General features: G+C 66.5%; 14 protein-coding genes and 1 riboswitch. Of the genes, 6 read left to right on the forward strand and 8 right to left on the reverse strand.

The genetic code is table 11. From position 1 onward, the window contains the following. Positions 1-12 precede the first annotated feature (12 nt). Positions 13-94: riboswitch (ZMP/ZTP riboswitch) on the reverse strand. Between the two features lie 59 nt (positions 95-153). Together AB7531_RS01715 and AB7531_RS01720 are read right to left on the reverse strand one after the other, a co-directional pair. Continuing rightward, entirely contained in the window at positions 154-1,872 is a 1,719-nt protein-coding gene (locus AB7531_RS01715; protein ID WP_441280284.1) for a heparinase II/III family protein, read from the reverse strand. 155 nt (positions 1,873-2,027) lie between these two features. Beyond that, positions 2,028-3,374 carry an RsmB/NOP family class I SAM-dependent RNA methyltransferase gene (locus tag AB7531_RS01720; RefSeq protein ID WP_063980316.1) on the reverse strand — a complete coding sequence of 449 codons (1,347 nt, stop codon included), beginning with the start codon at positions 3,372-3,374 and terminating at the stop codon, positions 2,028-2,030. Between the two features lie 187 nt (positions 3,375-3,561). Here AB7531_RS01720 and AB7531_RS01725 point away from each other — a divergent pair, with 187 nt between their 5' ends. Then, complete coding sequence (locus AB7531_RS01725) at positions 3,562-3,759, forward strand: DUF1674 domain-containing protein (protein WP_063980317.1); 198 nt, start codon at positions 3,562-3,564, stop codon at positions 3,757-3,759. Between the two features lie 56 nt (positions 3,760-3,815). Next, entirely contained in the window at positions 3,816-4,403 is a 588-nt protein-coding gene (locus AB7531_RS01730; RefSeq protein ID WP_084794916.1) for a thermonuclease family protein, read from the forward strand. Positions 4,404-4,457: 54 nt separating this feature from the next. Here the strand turns inward: AB7531_RS01730 and AB7531_RS01735 are convergent, their stop codons facing one another. Together AB7531_RS01735 and acs are read right to left on the reverse strand one after the other, a co-directional pair. Further along, on the reverse strand, positions 4,458-4,973 hold the full coding sequence (locus AB7531_RS01735; protein ID WP_063985979.1) for a L,D-transpeptidase: 516 nt from the start codon (positions 4,971-4,973) through the stop codon (positions 4,458-4,460). A 413-nt stretch (positions 4,974-5,386) separates the two neighbouring features. Continuing rightward, positions 5,387-7,333 carry an acetate--CoA ligase gene (gene acs / locus AB7531_RS01740; protein WP_063980319.1) on the reverse strand — a complete coding sequence of 649 codons (1,947 nt, stop codon included), beginning with the start codon at positions 7,331-7,333 and terminating at the stop codon, positions 5,387-5,389. Between the two features lie 410 nt (positions 7,334-7,743). On the opposite strand from acs, the gene AB7531_RS01745 reads away from it, so the two are divergent. Further along, positions 7,744-8,913, forward strand: coding sequence for a DNA topoisomerase IB (locus AB7531_RS01745; RefSeq protein WP_063980320.1), 1,170 nt, complete (start codon positions 7,744-7,746; stop codon positions 8,911-8,913). 108 nt (positions 8,914-9,021) lie between these two features. On the opposite strand, the gene AB7531_RS01750 is transcribed toward AB7531_RS01745, so the two are convergent. Continuing rightward, positions 9,022-9,477 carry an SRPBCC family protein gene (locus AB7531_RS01750; RefSeq protein WP_063980321.1) on the reverse strand — a complete coding sequence of 152 codons (456 nt, stop codon included), beginning with the start codon at positions 9,475-9,477 and terminating at the stop codon, positions 9,022-9,024. Between the two features lie 102 nt (positions 9,478-9,579). On the opposite strand from AB7531_RS01750, the gene AB7531_RS01755 reads away from it, so the two are divergent. Then, positions 9,580-10,674 carry an adenylate/guanylate cyclase domain-containing protein gene (locus AB7531_RS01755; protein WP_063980322.1) on the forward strand — a complete coding sequence of 365 codons (1,095 nt, stop codon included), beginning with the start codon at positions 9,580-9,582 and terminating at the stop codon, positions 10,672-10,674. A 115-nt stretch (positions 10,675-10,789) separates the two neighbouring features. Here the strand turns inward: AB7531_RS01755 and AB7531_RS01760 are convergent, their stop codons facing one another. The 3 genes from AB7531_RS01760 to tsaD form a co-directional block, all read right to left on the reverse strand. Then, the gene (locus AB7531_RS01760; protein WP_063985980.1) at positions 10,790-11,203 is read right to left on the reverse strand and encodes an EVE domain-containing protein; all 414 of its coding nucleotides are present in this window, start codon (positions 11,201-11,203) and stop codon (positions 10,790-10,792) included. Positions 11,204-11,319: 116 nt separating this feature from the next. After that, positions 11,320-12,300, reverse strand: coding sequence for an NAD(P)H-dependent glycerol-3-phosphate dehydrogenase (locus AB7531_RS01765; RefSeq protein ID WP_063980323.1), 981 nt, complete (start codon positions 12,298-12,300; stop codon positions 11,320-11,322). Positions 12,301-12,302: 2 nt separating this feature from the next. After that, a complete protein-coding gene (tsaD, locus tag AB7531_RS01770) occupies positions 12,303-13,376 on the reverse strand; it encodes a tRNA (adenosine(37)-N6)-threonylcarbamoyltransferase complex transferase subunit TsaD (protein WP_063980324.1) in 1,074 nt (357 codons plus the stop codon). A gap of 151 nt (positions 13,377-13,527) precedes the next feature. On the opposite strand from tsaD, the gene AB7531_RS01775 reads away from it, so the two are divergent. Together AB7531_RS01775 and AB7531_RS01780 are read left to right on the forward strand one after the other, a co-directional pair. After that, the gene (locus AB7531_RS01775; protein WP_063980325.1) at positions 13,528-14,289 is read left to right on the forward strand and encodes a uroporphyrinogen-III synthase; all 762 of its coding nucleotides are present in this window, start codon (positions 13,528-13,530) and stop codon (positions 14,287-14,289) included. Between the two features lie 65 nt (positions 14,290-14,354). Then, a complete protein-coding gene (locus tag AB7531_RS01780) occupies positions 14,355-15,590 on the forward strand; it encodes a hypothetical protein (protein WP_063980326.1) in 1,236 nt (411 codons plus the stop codon). Positions 15,591-15,598 lie beyond the last annotated feature (8 nt).

A 15,598-nucleotide genomic window follows, 5' to 3' on the forward strand; every position in this document is an offset into this window, starting at 1 on the left:
TGTCTTAAGGAGTGTCTATGCCCAGGCGCGCGGCTTCTATATCTCGCGCTTCCCGATGGTGCTCCATCCAAGGTCGCCAGTCGCGCGAGCGAGGGCTCGATAGCAGCTTTCGGCCGTTTTCACAACGATGAGATGGGGCCGAATCGTGCGCGTTTACAGCGGAAGTTCCGGCTCGCGCCGGGCGTTGCGGCGGGCATTGGTGACCGCAGGCGATGCAGTGGAGCGGACGAAGCTCCAGCGGATCGACGGCGCCTGCCGCGCATCCTGCCGGATCACGATCTGCGCGGTGCGGCGCGGGCCGTCATTGCCGGCCAGGAACACGCTGTCCTCGAGGTCGACCTTGTCGTCGAGCGCCTCGAAGGTCCAGACGTCGCGGTTCGGCAGCACCAGCATGACGCCACGGGCATCCGACAGCCGGCTCGCCTTCACCGCCGGATGCAGATGGAAGCGCAGCGCGAGATCGGCATCCGCGCCCTTGAAGCGTCCGCCCTGCGGCGGCGACAGCGTGTCCTCGCCGTCGATGCGTGCGCCGTCATTGGCGATCATCAGCACACGGCGATGGATCGCGCCGAACTTCGCGAGATAGCCGTCATGCGAGGTCGTGAGCAGCGTGCCGTTCTGAACGGTCTCGCGATAGCTCTCGACCTCGACGGGGCCGCTGGTGACGGGTGAACCGTGCAGGAGGCGCTTCATCGCCGACATCTCGACGAACTGGCATGAGGACGTCTCGTGATAGGTCAGCGTCGAATGCGCCGCGGTGCCGCGTGCGAACGGCCGCCAATTGTCGCGGCCCGTGGTCGGCATGCCGCAATTGGTGACGATGCGGCTGATGCCGGAAGACAATTCGAACGACAGGCAGCCGGCATGGGCGTCGTGGCTGACGCCGGCCGGCGGCGGCGGACCGGTGTCGATGATCAGCGTGGTCTGGCCGGCGTCGAGGCGCTGGAAGCCGGTATGCGGCATGTTCGCCATCGGCGCGCCGTGGGTGTCGTCATAGGCGAGCAGCGTGGCGAGCAGGTCCGAGGGCGTCGCGCTCATGCCGTTGAACAGCGCGAAATTGCCGTCGCCGTGCCGGAAGAAGCGCAGCATCGGCATCATGCGGTCGATCGCGTTGAGCAGCGCCGGCGGCGGCGCGATGTTGCGCGCGGCAAAGGTCTGCCGCAGCGGCAACAGGTCGATCAGGAGCTCGATCAGCGCGCCCGGATTGCGGGAGATGTGGCCGCCGTCGGGCAGGATCTGCCGCTGCAACTCGTCCGAGAGCTTTTTCGAGGCACTGCGGATCTGTCCCGCCTGGTTGGCAAGGCACAGCGCCGCGTAGCACAGTGCGATCAGCACCTGGAGCTTCGGCACCCCGTCGGGCATGTTGACCATGGTGTAGCGCAGGAGGCGGATCTCCCGCGCCAGCGCCCGCAGATAGCGGCGGTAGAATTTGTTGTCGGTGTCGTTGAGCACCAGCGGCGCCTGCGACAGCAGCGAGATCACACGCCGCGCCAGCACGTCGGCACGCCGCGCGACGGCGCGGCGCTTGTTGGCGGGGTTGGCGATCCAGTCCTCGACCAGCGCGCGCGCATTGGCGCGCGTCAGCGCGGTGTCGGCGGCGCGCAGATGGCGCAGCCAGCCGAAGCCGAGCAGCGCGACCTCCCAGTCTTCCGACGGCGGTTCGAGATCGAAGATCGAGCGGCCGTGGCAATTGACGATCTTGCCGGCGAAGACGAAGCGGCCGGCATAGATCTCAGCGGCGCGGGTCGCATCCGCGGTGCGCAGGTCATGCGGCGCGATGATCAGCCGGTCGGTACGGCCGGGCCAGACCCGCGATAGCGCAACGGAACCGCCGCTCGCGCGCGCGAGCACGTTCCGCGCGAAGCGGTTCATCACCAGCGTCGAGATACGTCTGCGTTGAGCGACCGACACGCCTTGCCTTGAAGGGGGAGAGGATGAACGACGAATCCTTCTTAATCCCAAAATCGGACGTCTGACACCACCTTGAAGCGTCGCGAATCAGCGCTGGCGCAAAAACCGGTGCAAAATCAGGATTTAACGAGCCGGGCTGCGTAGAAACCGTCGAGCCCGCCGAGCTTGGGATCGGCGTTCGGCAGGTGGCTGGGCAGCGTGCGCAGGTCGCCTTCCGTGGTGATGATCTCGCTGAGCCCCGAGACCTCGGAAGCTTCGATCGGCACGCGGCGCAGGCCGCCCTCCGTGGCCAGCAGCGCCGCGATCGCCTGCTCGCCCTCTTCGGGTTCCAGCGAACAGGTGCAGTAGACCAGCGTCCCGCCCGGCTTGAGCAGCGAGACGGATTTCTTCAGCAGCCGCTGCTGGAGCGCGGTCAGGGCGGCGACGTCGGATTCCTGCCGGAGCCAGGCGACGTCGGGATGGCGGCGGATCGTGCCGGTCGATGTGCAGGGCGCATCGATCAGGATGCCGTCAAAACCCTCGGCAGGGCCGGCCCATTCCACGGCGTCGGCGACGACAGTCTCGGCCTGGAGCGACAGCCGCGTCAGATTCTCGCGCAGACGCGCCACCCGGGCGGGTGAGCGGTCGATCGCCGTGACATGCGCGCCGGCCTGTGCCAGTTGCGCGGTCTTGCCGCCCGGGGCGGCGCAGAGATCGGCAATGGACTTGCCTTTGATGTCGCCAAATAGCCGAGCCGGCAACGCGGCGGCGGCATCCTGCACCCACCATTGCCCCTCGGTGAAGCCGGGCAGCATGGTCACGGCGCCGTGCAGCACCGTGCGCACCGATCCGGTCGGCAGCACTTCACCGTGCAGCCGGCTCGCCCATTGCGCGGCGTCTGATTTCACGGTGAGGTCGAGCGAGGGCTCGTGGCCGAGCGCCAACGCCATGTCTCTTGCGGTCGCCTCGCCGTAATGCGCGCTCCAGCGCGCGAGCAGCCAGGGCGGCAGGTCCAGCGATTGCGTGGCAACTTCATCCACCAGCGCCTTGCCCTCGCGCGCGCAGCGGCGCAGCACGGCATTGACGAGGCCGGCATAACGCGCGGCACGCCGGTCGGACTGGACGAGGCGGACGGAAAGATCGACCGCGGCGTGATCGGGCACGTCCATCCAGAGGATCTGGGCGGCGCCGATCAGGAGCGCGCTCTGCGCGCGCGGCGCTTCGGACGGAATGCCCTTGTCGAGCAAGCGGGACAGCACATGGCCGAGCGTGCCGAGCCGACGCAGTACGGTCGCGACCAGGCGGCGCATCAGCGCGCGGTCGCGGTCGGCGAGCGTCTTCAATCCGGGATGGGCACCGCTGCCGTCGAGCTGATCGTCAAGCGTGCGGTGCTTGTGCAGCACGCCGTCGACGATGTCAGCGGCGATCCGCCGCGCCGCGAGACCGGGCACTTCGGACGGAGGAGCGAAACGTTGAGATGGCATGCGGCTTAAGGTTCTTGGCGAGCGGCAGTTCCGCCGCAATGGGCGCATGCCTCGAGAGACCTATCTTTGGCATGCGAATATGCCAAATGTAAGAATGGCCTCTCGCGTTTACAGCCCACCATGACCATCTCAGCAATGCGTTATTGGACGTCGCACACCCCGTGATCCTGCGCTAGGAACCGCCGAGATGAGTGACCAGCCCCCCGTTTCCGATCGCAAGCCGCTCCCGCCGGCCGCCCAGCGCGCGCTGGCCGAGGCGGAAGCGCGCCGGCAGGCTGCTGCTGCCCACGCCGCGGCGGCGCCGAAGGAATTGCAGGGACCGAAGGGACCTGAGCCCACCCGCTACGGCGATTGGGAGCGCAAAGGTATCGCCTCGGACTTTTGAGGCTGTCTTTTGAGGCTATCTTGCCGGATCGCCCGACTCAGCCCTAGCGTGCGCGGATGCCGCGCTTCGATCCTAGCCATCCATACCGGCCCTCATACAGTGGTTCGCCGTTCGGCCGTCACTTCTCGGGGCTGTTGCCGTGGATGTTCGTGGTCGGAATCGTGGTGGCCGTCGTGCTTACGTTCCGGCACGGGATGAACTGGCCCTTCCCGCATGCGATCGACGGTCAATCGCGAGATGCCCAGATCATTTTGCAGCAGGCCAATCCGGACATCCGTCAGCCGGTCGACGTCATTCGCACGATCGACGGCGATACCTTTCTCGCTCGCGTGCACCAGCGCGACGGACGCGTTCTCGTTGCGCGCGTTCGCCTGCGCGGTATCGATGCGCCGGAGATGAAGGCATCCTGCCAGGATGAATTGGACAAGGCTCAAGCGGCGACCGGCGCCCTGCGCGATTTGCTCGGCCAGGGCGGCGTGACGATCACCAATCTCGGCCCCGACAAATACGGCCGTGTTCTCGCCAATGTCGCGACAAGGCGAACTGCGGACGTATCTGCCGCGTTGCTCGCGGGCGGTTACGCGCGGAGCTACAATGGCGGCCATCGCGACGGCTGGTGCGCGCGCGGCTGGCGCTTCTGGTAACAAAAGGCCGCGTCGATGGACGCGGCTCTTTCAATTCTGTTACGAGTTTGGAGATCAGCGCGTCACGACCACCGTCGTGCCAACCGAGACGCGGCTGTAGAGATCGGTGATGTCGTCGTTGAGCATGCGGATGCAGCCATAGGAGACGAAGCCGCCGACCGAGCCCGGCACATTGGTGCCGTGGATGGCATACTCGCCGCCGGCCAGCGTCATCGCGGCGACGCCCATCGGGTTATGCGGTGAGCCGCCCGGGATCACGTCGGGAAGCTGCGGCTTGTCGCGCTTCACTTCGGCGGGCGGCGACCAGGCCGGATTGCGATACTTGCCGTCGATGCGGGTGGTGCCGGCCCACTGCTTGCCGGACTTGCCGACGCCGACCGGGTAGCGCACGGCGTGGCCGTCATCGAGGATGAGATAGAGCCGCCGCTCGTTGGTTTTGACCACGATGGTACCGGGTGAATAGTTGGCGACGTGCGTCCCAACCATTTCCGGCCGCGCCTCTGCGGCCGTCGACATCAAGACCCCTGCCCCGATGGTGGCGGCGAGCGCCACAGCAATCCTTACCGACATCAATTTTTCCTCTGCCCCGAACGGATCGTCCAAAACTACGCAGCACCGGCAATTGCCCGCTTACCCGGATATTCTTAATCGCGCCTGTTAACCGGATGGTTTCCACGCGCGGCCGCCAAGGGCCCGCCAGCACGCGGAACAAAGAAAATGTTCGAAATAAAGTAAATGACAAGAAAACAACACTTGGCTGGAAAGACGCGGGCGCGGCGCCGCGCGCCCTGACAAGTGCGTGAGGGTGTGAATGGCTGTTGTTTCGAGGGGGGCTCTGTGTCCCGGACGCGCCACAGCGCCTTGGCGCTGCTGCGCAGAGCCGGGACCCAGGAGGCCACGCGCTCTGCCGTTGGATCGGCCCCCGGCTCTGCAGCGCACCGTTGAAGAAGCGCTGCGCTGACTCCGGGGCACGAGAGCGTGGCTTACGCCGACTTCTTGTTCTGCCGGTTCTTGACGAGATCGTCGACGACGGCCGGATCGGCGAGCGTCGAGGTATCGCCGAGGCTGCCCGGCTCGTCCTCGGCGATCTTGCGCAGGATGCGGCGCATGATCTTGCCGGAGCGGGTCTTGGGCAGGCCGGGCGAGAACTGGATCTGGTCGGGCGCGGCGATCGGGCCGATCTCCTTGCGCACCCAGGTGACGAGCTCCTTGCGCAATTCGTCGGTCGGCTCGACGCCGGCCATCAGGGTGACATAGGCGTAGATGCCCTGGCCCTTGATGTCGTGCGGGTAACCGACCACGGCGGCTTCCGACACCTTCTCATGCGCGACCAGCGCGCTCTCGACTTCCGCGGTGCCCATGCGGTGGCCGGAGACGTTGATGACGTCGTCGACGCGGCCGGTGATCCAGTAATAGCCGTCGGCGTCGCGCCGGCAGCCGTCGCCGGTGAAATACTTGCCCTTGTAGGTCGAGAAATAGGTCTGCTCGAAGCGGGCGTGATCGCCATAGACCGTGCGCATCTGGCCCGGCCATGATCGCGTCAGGCAGAGATTGCCTGATGTCTCGCCGTCCAGCACCTTGCCGTCGGCATCGACGATCTCAGGCACGACGCCGAAGAACGGCTGCGTCGCCGAGCCCGGCTTCAGCTTGGTCGCGCCCGGCAGCGGCGTGATCAAGATGCCGCCGGTCTCGGTCTGCCACCAGGTGTCGACGATCGGGCAGCGGTCGTCGCCGACGACGCGGTGATACCACTCCCAGGCTTCGGGATTGATCGGCTCGCCGACCGAGCCAAGCAGCCGGAGGCTTGCGCGCGACGTCTTCTTCACGGGCTCGTCGCCGCTCTGCATCAGCGCGCGGATCGCGGTCGGTGCGGTGTAGAAGATGTTGACCTTGTGCTTGTCGATCACGTTCCAGAAACGGGAATTGTCCGGATAATTCGGCACGCCTTCGAACATCAGCGTGGTCGCACCGTTCGCCAGCGGCCCATAGAGGATATAGCTGTGTCCGGTGACCCAGCCGACGTCGGCGGTGCACCAGTAGATGTCGCCGTCGTGATAGTCGAAGACGTATTGATGCGTCATCGCGGCGAATACGAGATAGCCGCCCGAGGTGTGCAGCACGCCCTTGGGCTGGCCGGTCGAGCCCGACGTATAGAGGATGAACAGCGGATCCTCGGCGTGCATGTGCTCGGCCCGGCATTCCGTCGTCACCATCTTGGCGGCGTCGTGATACCAGAGATCGCGCGACGGATTCATCTCGACCGTGCCGCCGGTGCGCTTGACAACGACGACCCAGTCGACGCCATCGGCCTTGGCGAGCGCTGCATCGACATTGGCCTTCAGCGGCACCTTCTTGCCGCCGCGCAGACCTTCGTCGGCAGTGATGATCACCTTGGACTGGCAGTCGTTGATGCGCTGGGCGAGGCTGTCGGGCGAGAAGCCCGCGAACACCACGGAGTGGATTGCGCCGATCCGCGCGCAGGCCAGCATCGCGTAGGCCGCTTCGGGAATCATCGGCAGGTAGATGGTGATGCGGTCGCCCTTCTTGACGTTGCGGGTGCGCAGGATGTTGGCCATCCGGCAGACCTCGTCGTGCAGCTCCTTGTAGGTGATGTGCCGGGATTGCGAGGGATCGTCGCCCTCCCAGATGATCGCGGTCTGGTTGGCGCGCTTGTGCAGGTGCCGGTCGATGCAATTATGGGCGACGTTGAGGATGCCGTCCTCGAACCATTTGATCGAGATGTTGCCGGGGGCAAAGGAGACGTTCTCGATCTTCGTCGGCGCGTGCATCCAGTCGATACGCTTGGCCTGCTCGGCCCAGAAGGCGTTCGGGTCCGCGATCGAGCGGGCGTACATGTCCTTGTACTTGGCTTGGTCGATCCAGGCGCGCTTGGCCCATTCCGCGGGGACGTCGTAGGTCTTCTCGGACATGCTTCCCTCCAGATACGGCAAGCCGAGCCCAGGCGACTGGCGAGCCGACGTCATCGTTGAACCGATTATGCGTCCGCCTAACCGGACCCGACAAGGAGCACAAGCTGGACCTTCGGCGAGCGGCCAGCCATGCGGAAGATCAACGCCGCCTGGCGCGACTGTCGCAGATCTGAAACAGGCCGGCGCGGCTTTCCAGGTCTTTACCAAATCGCCGGAAGAGGCCCGTGCAGGGCGCCCATGCGCCGCAGGAGGTATTTAGAAACCGTCTGTCACTGATTCGGGACTCGCAATGCGGTTCGGAACACCCTAAATGGCCAACCCGGGTCCAACGAGACCGTCCAAGAGACCCTTGGAACAAAAATCAGAACAGCGGCATTGACCGATAACAGACAGGGCTAAGGCTTAAGACTATGATGGATCAGCAGAATCTCGGGACGATGCGGCTCGCTTCGGCCGATCCTGCTGCTGTCGCGCTGGCGAAAGCCCTCGGACAATGGCCGAAACCGGCCGGTTCCGCCCGTCTCAGCCCGAAAAAGGTCTTCGACACCGCGCCTGCGACCTCGGTTGAGGCGATCGCCAAGGAGCTGGGCCTGCGGCTCGGCGACCAGAACGAGCTGACCATCCGGCGCATCAAGCGCGGCAAGGGCTATTCCTTCGTCCGTCCCAACGGCGCGCATATCCGCGACGCCCGCACTATCCGCCGGCTGCACGCCATGGCGGTGCCGCCGGCCTATCGCCAGGTGCGCTACTCCGCCGATCCGAGCTCGCATCTCCAGGCGGTGGGACGCGATGCCGCGGGCCGGCTGCAATACCGCTACCACGCCGATTGGGAAAAGGTCCGCGAGCACCGCAAGGCGCACCGGCTGGAAAAGCTTGTTGGCGCGCTGCCAAAGATCCGGCGCAAGGTCTCCGCGTTCCTGTCGGGCGACGAGCCGACGCGTGAATTCGCACTCTCGGCCGTGATTGAGCTGATCGCGCGCACCGCGATCCGTCCCGGCAACGAATCCTATGCCCGCCTCAACGGCACCCGCGGTGCCACCACGATGCTGAAGTCGAACGTTACGCTCGAGGACGACTCCTTCGTGCTGACGTTCAAGGCCAAGGGCGGCAAGGCGGTGCGGAAAGAGTGCGACGCTGCGAAGCTGGTGCGCGCCATCGGCATTCTGAACGGCGTTCCCGGCAAGCGCATGTTCCAGTATCGCGACGCCTACGGCATCGTGCGCGCGGTCAGCACCACGCAGGTGAACGCGTTTCTGCGCGAGATCGCCGGCATCAAGATTTCGCTGAAGGATTTTCGCACGCTGATGGCGTCCGCAGTCGTGGTGGAATCGCTGTCGCGGATCACGCCGGCGACCAGCCAGCGCGGCCGCAAGAAGCAGGTGCTGGACGCGATCCGCGCCGCTGCCGACAAGCTCTCCAACACGCCGGCCATCTGCCGCAAGAGCTACGTCCACGACACCATCGTCACCGCCTTCGAGGACGGCATCCTCGAACGCTTCGCCGCGACCATGAAGGGCCAGCGTTCACAGGCCAGGCGCGAGCAACTTTTGCAGCAGGTGGTGGCGACCGCGGCGGTTTAAGCGGGAGTGCCGTAGGGTGGGCAAAGGCGCGAAGCGCCGTGCCCACCATTCTCACGACATTGTTGATAGGCCGCGTGGGCACGCTTCGCTTTGCCCACCCTACGAGAGCTACATCTTGTCTGAGATACCCTTGTCCGGACCGGGATCGCGGCCCGCGGCTGCGCTCGTGAGCCGGCCCAGATAATGCGCCCATCCTTTCGCGTGCGCGGCGGCCTGTTCCTCGGTCGGGAGCCCGCTATGGGTCATGCGCAGCAGCGTGCCGCCGTCGCGCTCGATCAGGTCGATCTCGATCAGGCTCGAGCCGGGCGGCACTTCCTGACCGCCCTCCCAGCCGAACGTGTAGGCCAGACGATGCACCGGCACGACCTCGCGGAAGGTGCCGCGGCCGACGCCGCCACGCGGGCCGATGCCCTTGAGGAGATAGAGCCCGCCAGGGTGCGGCTCCGTGGTCGCGTCGGAGCCCATCCAGCTCAGGATTTTCTCGGGGTCGGTCAAATAGGCGAAGACGGTGGCGCGGGGGGCTGCGATCTGGGTTTCGCGTCGCACTACGAACGGCTCGGTCATCGGCGATCATCCCTGGGCTGACACTGGCCACATGGCGGCGGTGGAGCGGTGCGTCAAGGATTGCCCGTGACAAAGACGGGCCACCTTCGCCATCATCGGGCCATGCAACTCTCCCGGACCCTCGCCTGGCTCGTCGATGCCGCCTCGGACTGCCCCGGGGCCGACCGTCTGCTCGCGGAACTCGGCGCTCATCTGGTCGCCGACGGTGTGCCGCTTGCGGCAGGCAGCCTGACGTTGGAGGTGCCGCATCCGCTGATCGCGAAGCGGACCTGGCTGTGGCGCGCGGAGAACGGCCGGGTCATCGAGGCGCTCGGCTTCGCACCAAGTGGGCTGGCGCCCGACCCGCCCGATGATGCCGGCCGCCGCTGGCTGCGCGACATCGCGGGCGGCGAGGTGCACGAAGAGGTGGTCGGGCGACAGGATGGGCCGCAGCTCGGCTGGATCGGGCCGCGTCCGTTCACCGCAGACGAGATCGAGCAATTGCGCCAGGCTGCGCGTTTCGCCGCGACGCCGCTTGCCGTACTCGCCGCGCGCGCCACGTTGCGCGCGACGCTCGATGCCTATCTCGGCAAGCGCAGCGCGGAGCGGGTGCTGGCGGCGCCGCTGCGGCGCGATCTCGGCGAGACCATTCAAGCCGCGCTGCTCTATGCGGATCTGCGCAACTTCACGACCTTGTCGGAAACCACACCGCCGGCCGACGTCATCGCAGCGCTCGACGCCTGGTTCGATCGCATCGCCGGTGCCGTTCATGCCTTCGGCGGCGAGGTGCTGAAATTCATCGGCGACGGCGTGCTCGCAATCTTCCCGGTGGTCGAGGCCTCACCGCGCCGCGCCTGCGACGCCGCCCTGCGTGCCGCAGGCGCAGCCGAAGCCGGCATGGCGTATCTCAACGGGGAGCGCGGCGCTCAAGGACTGCCGCCGCTTGCGTTCGGAGCGGCCCTTCATCTCGGCGAAATACTCTGGGGCAATATCGGCGCCGCCAACAGGCTCGATTTCACGGCGATCGGTCCCGCCGTCAATCTCGCCAGCCGGCTCGAGGGATTGTGCAAGCCCTTGGAACGGACCGTCCTGGTATCGGGGGCGCTTGCCGCGGAGACGGACACGCCTCTCGTCGCGCTCGGATCGCATCCGCTGCGCGGCATCGCTTCGCCATGCGAGGTGTTTACGCTACCGGCGACGCAAGCCCGGATATCGTAGCCCCGACGGAGCGAAGCGCAGTGCGCTCTTGCGCGCCGTGCCCACCATCTCACGGCAAGCTCCGGTTTCGATTGGTGGGCACGCTACGCTTTGCCCACCCTACCGTTGAAGTCGATTACATCCCGCCCATCTTGCAGACGAGCTTCCACTCTTCCGCCGTCACCGGCTGCACCGACAGGCGCGAATATTTCACCAGCGCCATATCAGCGAGCTTCTTGTCCGCCTTGATCGCGGCCATCGTCACCGGCGTCTTCAAGGGCTTGTCGGCTTTGATATCGACGCAAACGAATTTCTCGGTCTTGTCGGTCGGGTCGGGGTAGGCCTCCTTGATGATCTCGGCGATGCCGACGATCTCCTTGCCCTCGTTGGAATGATAGAAGAACGCCTTGTCGCCCTTCTTCATGTTCACGAGGTTTATGCGCGCGGTGTAATTGCGCACGCCGGTCCAGGCCTCGCCCTTGGCGCCTTTCGCCACCTGCTGGTCCCAGGACCATACCGACGGTTCGGATTTCACCAGCCAGTAGTTCATCGCGCGTCCTATCCGTTCGTCATGGCCGGGCTTGTCCCGGCCATCCACGTCTCTGCCACCAATTCAATATCAAGACGTGGATGCCCGCGACAAGCGCGGGCATGACGAGAAAGACGTCATTCCTCTGCCTTGAAGGGGCGCGTCAACAGCCCCGAGATCGCGGCGTCGATCGTGCTCCGACCGCTCAGGATCGAAGCGACCGCTTCTGATACCGGCATCTCGATGTTGTGCGAAGCTGCGAGTTCGATCAACACAGGTGCGGTGAACTCGCCCTCGGCAAGCTTGCCCGCGGGAGGCTGCTCGCCGCGGCCCAGCGCAAGGCCGTGCGCGAGATTGCGCGATTGCGGGCTCGAGCAGGTCAGGATCAGATCGCCGAGGCCGGACAGGCCCGTGAGCGTCTCGCCGCGCGCGCCGAGGGCACGGCCGAGGCGCGTGAGTTCGGCAAAGCCGCGGGTCGTCAGCGCAGCCTGGGCGGAGGCGCCGAGCTTGCGCCCGACCGCGATGCCAACCGCGATCGCCAACACGTTCTTGGCCGCACCGCCGATCTCGACGCCGCGGACATCTGTCGTGTGATAGGGCCGGAAGGTCGCCGAGCCCAGCGCCTGCACCAGCGCGCTCGCCAGCGCTTCATCCTTCGCCGCCAGCGTCACCGCGGTCGGCAAGCCGCGCGCGACGTCGTCGGCAAAGCTCGGGCCCGACAGGATCGCCGGCGGCGCGTGAGGTGCGGCTTCCGCGATGACGTCGGTCATGAATTTATGGGTGCCGTGCTCGATGCCTTTGGCGCAGGCGACGATCGGCACCGGCTTTGTCAGATGCGAGGCGAGCATGTTGACTGCGCCGCGCAAATGCTGTGCGGGCGTCGCGATCAGCACCATGTCCGCGCGCGCGGCCTCCGCAAGCTCGTGCGTCACGACGATCTCCGGCGCCAGCCGCACGCCGGGCAGCCGCGGATTGTCGCGGGTCGAGGCGATTCGCGCGGCATGTTCGCTGTTGCGCGCCCAGAGCGTCACGTTCCGCCCGGCGCGCGCCGCGACCGTCGCCAGTGCCGTGCCCCATGCGCCCGCACCAATCACCGCGACGGACCGGAACGCCGTCATAGCTAGAATCCCGCCCGCGTGTTGCCGTAACCGGCCGGCGCCGTGGCGTTGGCATCGAGCAGCCAGCGTGCGCGGGGTTGGGCTTCCATCGTGTCGATCATGCCGAGCGCCAGGCGCTCGGCGCCGGCCCAGGCGATCATCGCGCCGTTATCGGTGCAGAGCGCGGGCGGCGGCATGATCAGTTGCGTCCCGGCCTGCCGCGCGACGTCATGCAGGGCGCCGCGGATCGCCTGATTGGCCGCGACGCCGCCGGCGGCGACGAGGGCATGCGGAGCGCCGAACTGCTCGCGGAAAAGCCTCAGGCCGACGCTCAGCCGGTCGGCGGTCGAGTCGAGCACTGCGGCTTGAAAACTCGCGCAGAGATCGCTGATATCCTGCGGCGCGATCTCGGTTAACCGGCTCGCCTCGTTGCGCACCGCCGTCTTCAATCCCGACAGCGAGAAATTGGCATCGGGCCGTCCCTGCATCGGGCGCGGGAAGGCGAAGCGCGTGGTATCGCCGGTTGCCGCCGCGCGTTCGACCTGTGGCCCGCCCGGATAGGGCAGGCCCAGCATCTTCGCGACCTTGTCGAAAGCTTCGCCCATCGCGTCGTCGACGGTGGTGCCGAGCCGTACATATTGGCCGACCCCGGTGACGGCGACGATCTGGGTATGCCCGCCCGAGGCGAGGAACAGGCAGTAGGGAAATTCAATTCCGTCGGTGAGGCGCGGCGTCAGTGCATGCGCCTCGAGGTGGTTGACCGCGACCAGCGGCGTGTCGTGCACCATCGCGATCGCCTTGGCGGTGGTGAGGCCGACGATGACGCCGCCGATCAGCCCCGGCCCCGCCGCGGCGGCGACACCGTTGAGCTGCGCATAGTCGATGCCGGCCTCGTGCATGGCCCGGTCGATGATGCCGTCGAGGACGTCGACATGCGCGCGTGCGGCAATCTCCGGCACCACGCCGCCGAAGCGGGCATGCTCCTCGATCTGGGACCGCACGATGTTGGACAGGATCTTGCCGCTGCCGTCGGGCGCGCGCTCGATCACGGCCGCGGCGGTCTCGTCGCAGGTGGTTTCGATGCCCAGTACCAGCATTGGCGAATTGTTATCCAATTTGCGCCCTTGCGCTCATCCGTAAAGCAGAGTTCTGGTACGTCCGGTAGCATTCCGGGGTCCACTTGCGCAATCGTCACGCGCAGCCGCCTTCGTGAATGCGTCACCGCCACGCGGTTCGGGAACACAAGCGATGTCCATTCTTGTCACACGGCCGCATCCCGACAATGAGGCAACGGCGGAAAATTTGAGGGCGCGGGGTCATGTGGTGCTGCTCGCCCCCATGCTCAAGTTCGAGCCGGTCGCCTTCCATGACGAGAGTGAGGCCGACTACGGCGCCATCATCGTCACGTCGGCCAACGCGATCCGCGCCGTCGCGCCGCAATTGCAGGATCTTGGCTTAAAGAACCTTGGCCTTTTGGAGCTGCCGCTGTTTGCGGTCGGCGAGCACACGGCTGCTGCGGCGCGCGACGCCGGCTTCGCCGAGGTGATCGTCGCCGGCGGCGATGCCGCGGCCTTGCGCGACAAGGTGATGCAGAGCGCGCGCGAGAAGCTGCTGAAGAAGAAAAGCACGCTGCTCTATCTCGCGGGCGCGGATCTGTCGCGCGATCTCGGCGGCGAGCTTGGCGCGGAGGGCTTCAGCGTGGTGACGCAGACCACCTATCGCATGACTCCGGTCAAGATCCTGCCGCGCGATGTCTGCGATGGCTTTGCCGCACATGGGATCGAGGCGGTGCTGCACTACTCCCGCCGCAGCGCGCGGGCCTTCCTGGATGCGGCACGGGACGAAGGCGTCGAAATCTCGGCGCTGGCGATCCCGCAATGCTGCCTGTCCGAGACGGTCGCCAGCGTGCTGCGCGATGCCGGCGCGTCGCAGGTTCTGGGGGCTGCGACGCCGGACGAAAATGCCCTATTTGATACCTTGGAGCGTGCTTTGCGGACCCGTTTGGCGTAAGAGGTCGGGCCGAATCCGACGCGATCGGGTCCGTTCAGGGCATTTGAGTGTGAGGAACCGTCACGATGGCCGACGACAAGCCTGAAGACGCAGGATTGGCTCCCGAGTCAGGCCGTGCCAAGCGCACCCCGCCCACCATCGACCTTGAGGCAACCGAAATCTCGACCCAGCCGCAGCCAACGGCGGCCGCCGAACCGGAGGTTCAGCCAACGCCGGAGCAGGCCACGCCAGAGCAGGCCACGGTCGAAGAGTCCAAATCCGAAGAGGCCAGGCCCGACCCGGAGCCCGCGCATGCGGAGGCCGCGGTTGCTTCCGCTCCCGCGTCGGCGCCGGTTTCGCCCTGGGTCATTGCGCCGTTCTCCGGCGCGGTCGCAGCCGCAATCGTGATTGCCGTCGGCTGGATGCTGGGCTGGCCCGCCGTGGAGGCGCCGCCGGCCGCGCCGCAAGTCACGAGCGCGACGGTCGACGCGCTCAGCGGACGTGTCGCCGCGGTCGAAGCCAAGGCGGGCAAGCCCGCCGCCGATCCGGCCACGGTGGCGCGGATCGATGCACTGGAGAAATCCGCAAATGCCTTGCGCAGTGACATCGCCAATCTGCGCGCACAGTCCGACAAGACCGCCAACGACGTGAAATCGGCACCGCGCGCTGCAGCGCCCGATCTTGCCGCGCTCAGCGACCGCATTGCGCAGCTGGAGCGCGCCAGCAAGACGGAGCGCGCCGAGCTCGCACAGCAGGGCGAGAAGATTGCCGACAACAAGGCGACGAATGACAAGCCCCTGCGCCATGTCGTGGCGGCGGCTCTGCTCGACGTCGCGGTTCGGCATGGCGATCCCTACGAATCGCAATTGGCCACGGCGCGGTCGCTCGCGGCCAAGCCCGATATGCTGAAGCCGCTCGACACCTTTGCGTCGTCAGGCATTCCGACGCCGGTCGCGCTGAGCCGCGAATTGCTCAACATCGTGCCCAAGCTCTCGCCGCCGGCGGAAGCCCCGGCCGCCGGTGCCGGCATCGTCGAGCGCCTCCAGGCGGGGGCCTCGAAACTCGTTCGTATCGAGCGCACCGACGGCGTCGGCAATGATCGCGGCGCCATCGTCGCACGGGTGACGGCGGCGGCGCTTCGCAACGATTTCGCGGAAGCGCGGCGCGAGCTGAAGACGCTGCCCGAGGCCGATCGTGCACCGGCACAGGCCTGGCTCGACAAGGCCGATGCGCGCGACGCCGCGCTCGGCGCCTCCCGCAAATTCGCCGACGATGCCATGGCGGATCTCGCCAAGCCCGATCTGGTCAAGCCTGCTCAGTAAAGGTTCGC

The sequence above is a fragment of the Bradyrhizobium sp. 63_E2_N1_3 genome (genome assembly GCF_052076005.1).
GTDB classification, from domain to species: Bacteria; Pseudomonadota; Alphaproteobacteria; order Rhizobiales; family Xanthobacteraceae; genus Bradyrhizobium; species Bradyrhizobium barranii.

Coding starts and splice junctions, on each gene's coding strand:
- AB7531_RS01760 (WP_063985980.1), bottom strand. CDS start 11,203: ATGAACTACTGGCTGGTGAAATCCGAACCGTCGGTATGGTCCTGGGAC.
- AB7531_RS01750 (WP_063980321.1), bottom strand. CDS start 9,477: ATGACCGAGCCGTTCGTAGTGCGACGCGAAACCCAGATCGCAGCCCCC.
- AB7531_RS01730 (WP_084794916.1), top strand. CDS start 3,816: ATGCCGCGCTTCGATCCTAGCCATCCATACCGGCCCTCATACAGTGGT.
- AB7531_RS01720 (WP_063980316.1), bottom strand. CDS start 3,374: ATGCCATCTCAACGTTTCGCTCCTCCGTCCGAAGTGCCCGGTCTCGCG.
- AB7531_RS01765 (WP_063980323.1), bottom strand. CDS start 12,300: ATGACGGCGTTCCGGTCCGTCGCGGTGATTGGTGCGGGCGCATGGGGC.
- AB7531_RS01735 (WP_063985979.1), bottom strand. CDS start 4,973: ATGTCGGTAAGGATTGCTGTGGCGCTCGCCGCCACCATCGGGGCAGGG.
- AB7531_RS01715 (WP_441280284.1), bottom strand. CDS start 1,872: ATGAACCGCTTCGCGCGGAACGTGCTCGCGCGCGCGAGCGGCGGTTCC.
- AB7531_RS01745 (WP_063980320.1), top strand. CDS start 7,744: ATGATGGATCAGCAGAATCTCGGGACGATGCGGCTCGCTTCGGCCGAT.
- AB7531_RS01725 (WP_063980317.1), top strand. CDS start 3,562: ATGAGTGACCAGCCCCCCGTTTCCGATCGCAAGCCGCTCCCGCCGGCC.
- AB7531_RS01755 (WP_063980322.1), top strand. CDS start 9,580: ATGCAACTCTCCCGGACCCTCGCCTGGCTCGTCGATGCCGCCTCGGAC.
- tsaD (WP_063980324.1), bottom strand. CDS start 13,376: ATGCTGGTACTGGGCATCGAAACCACCTGCGACGAGACCGCCGCGGCC.
- acs (WP_063980319.1), bottom strand. CDS start 7,333: ATGTCCGAGAAGACCTACGACGTCCCCGCGGAATGGGCCAAGCGCGCC.
- AB7531_RS01780 (WP_063980326.1), top strand. CDS start 14,355: ATGGCCGACGACAAGCCTGAAGACGCAGGATTGGCTCCCGAGTCAGGC.
- AB7531_RS01775 (WP_063980325.1), top strand. CDS start 13,528: ATGTCCATTCTTGTCACACGGCCGCATCCCGACAATGAGGCAACGGCG.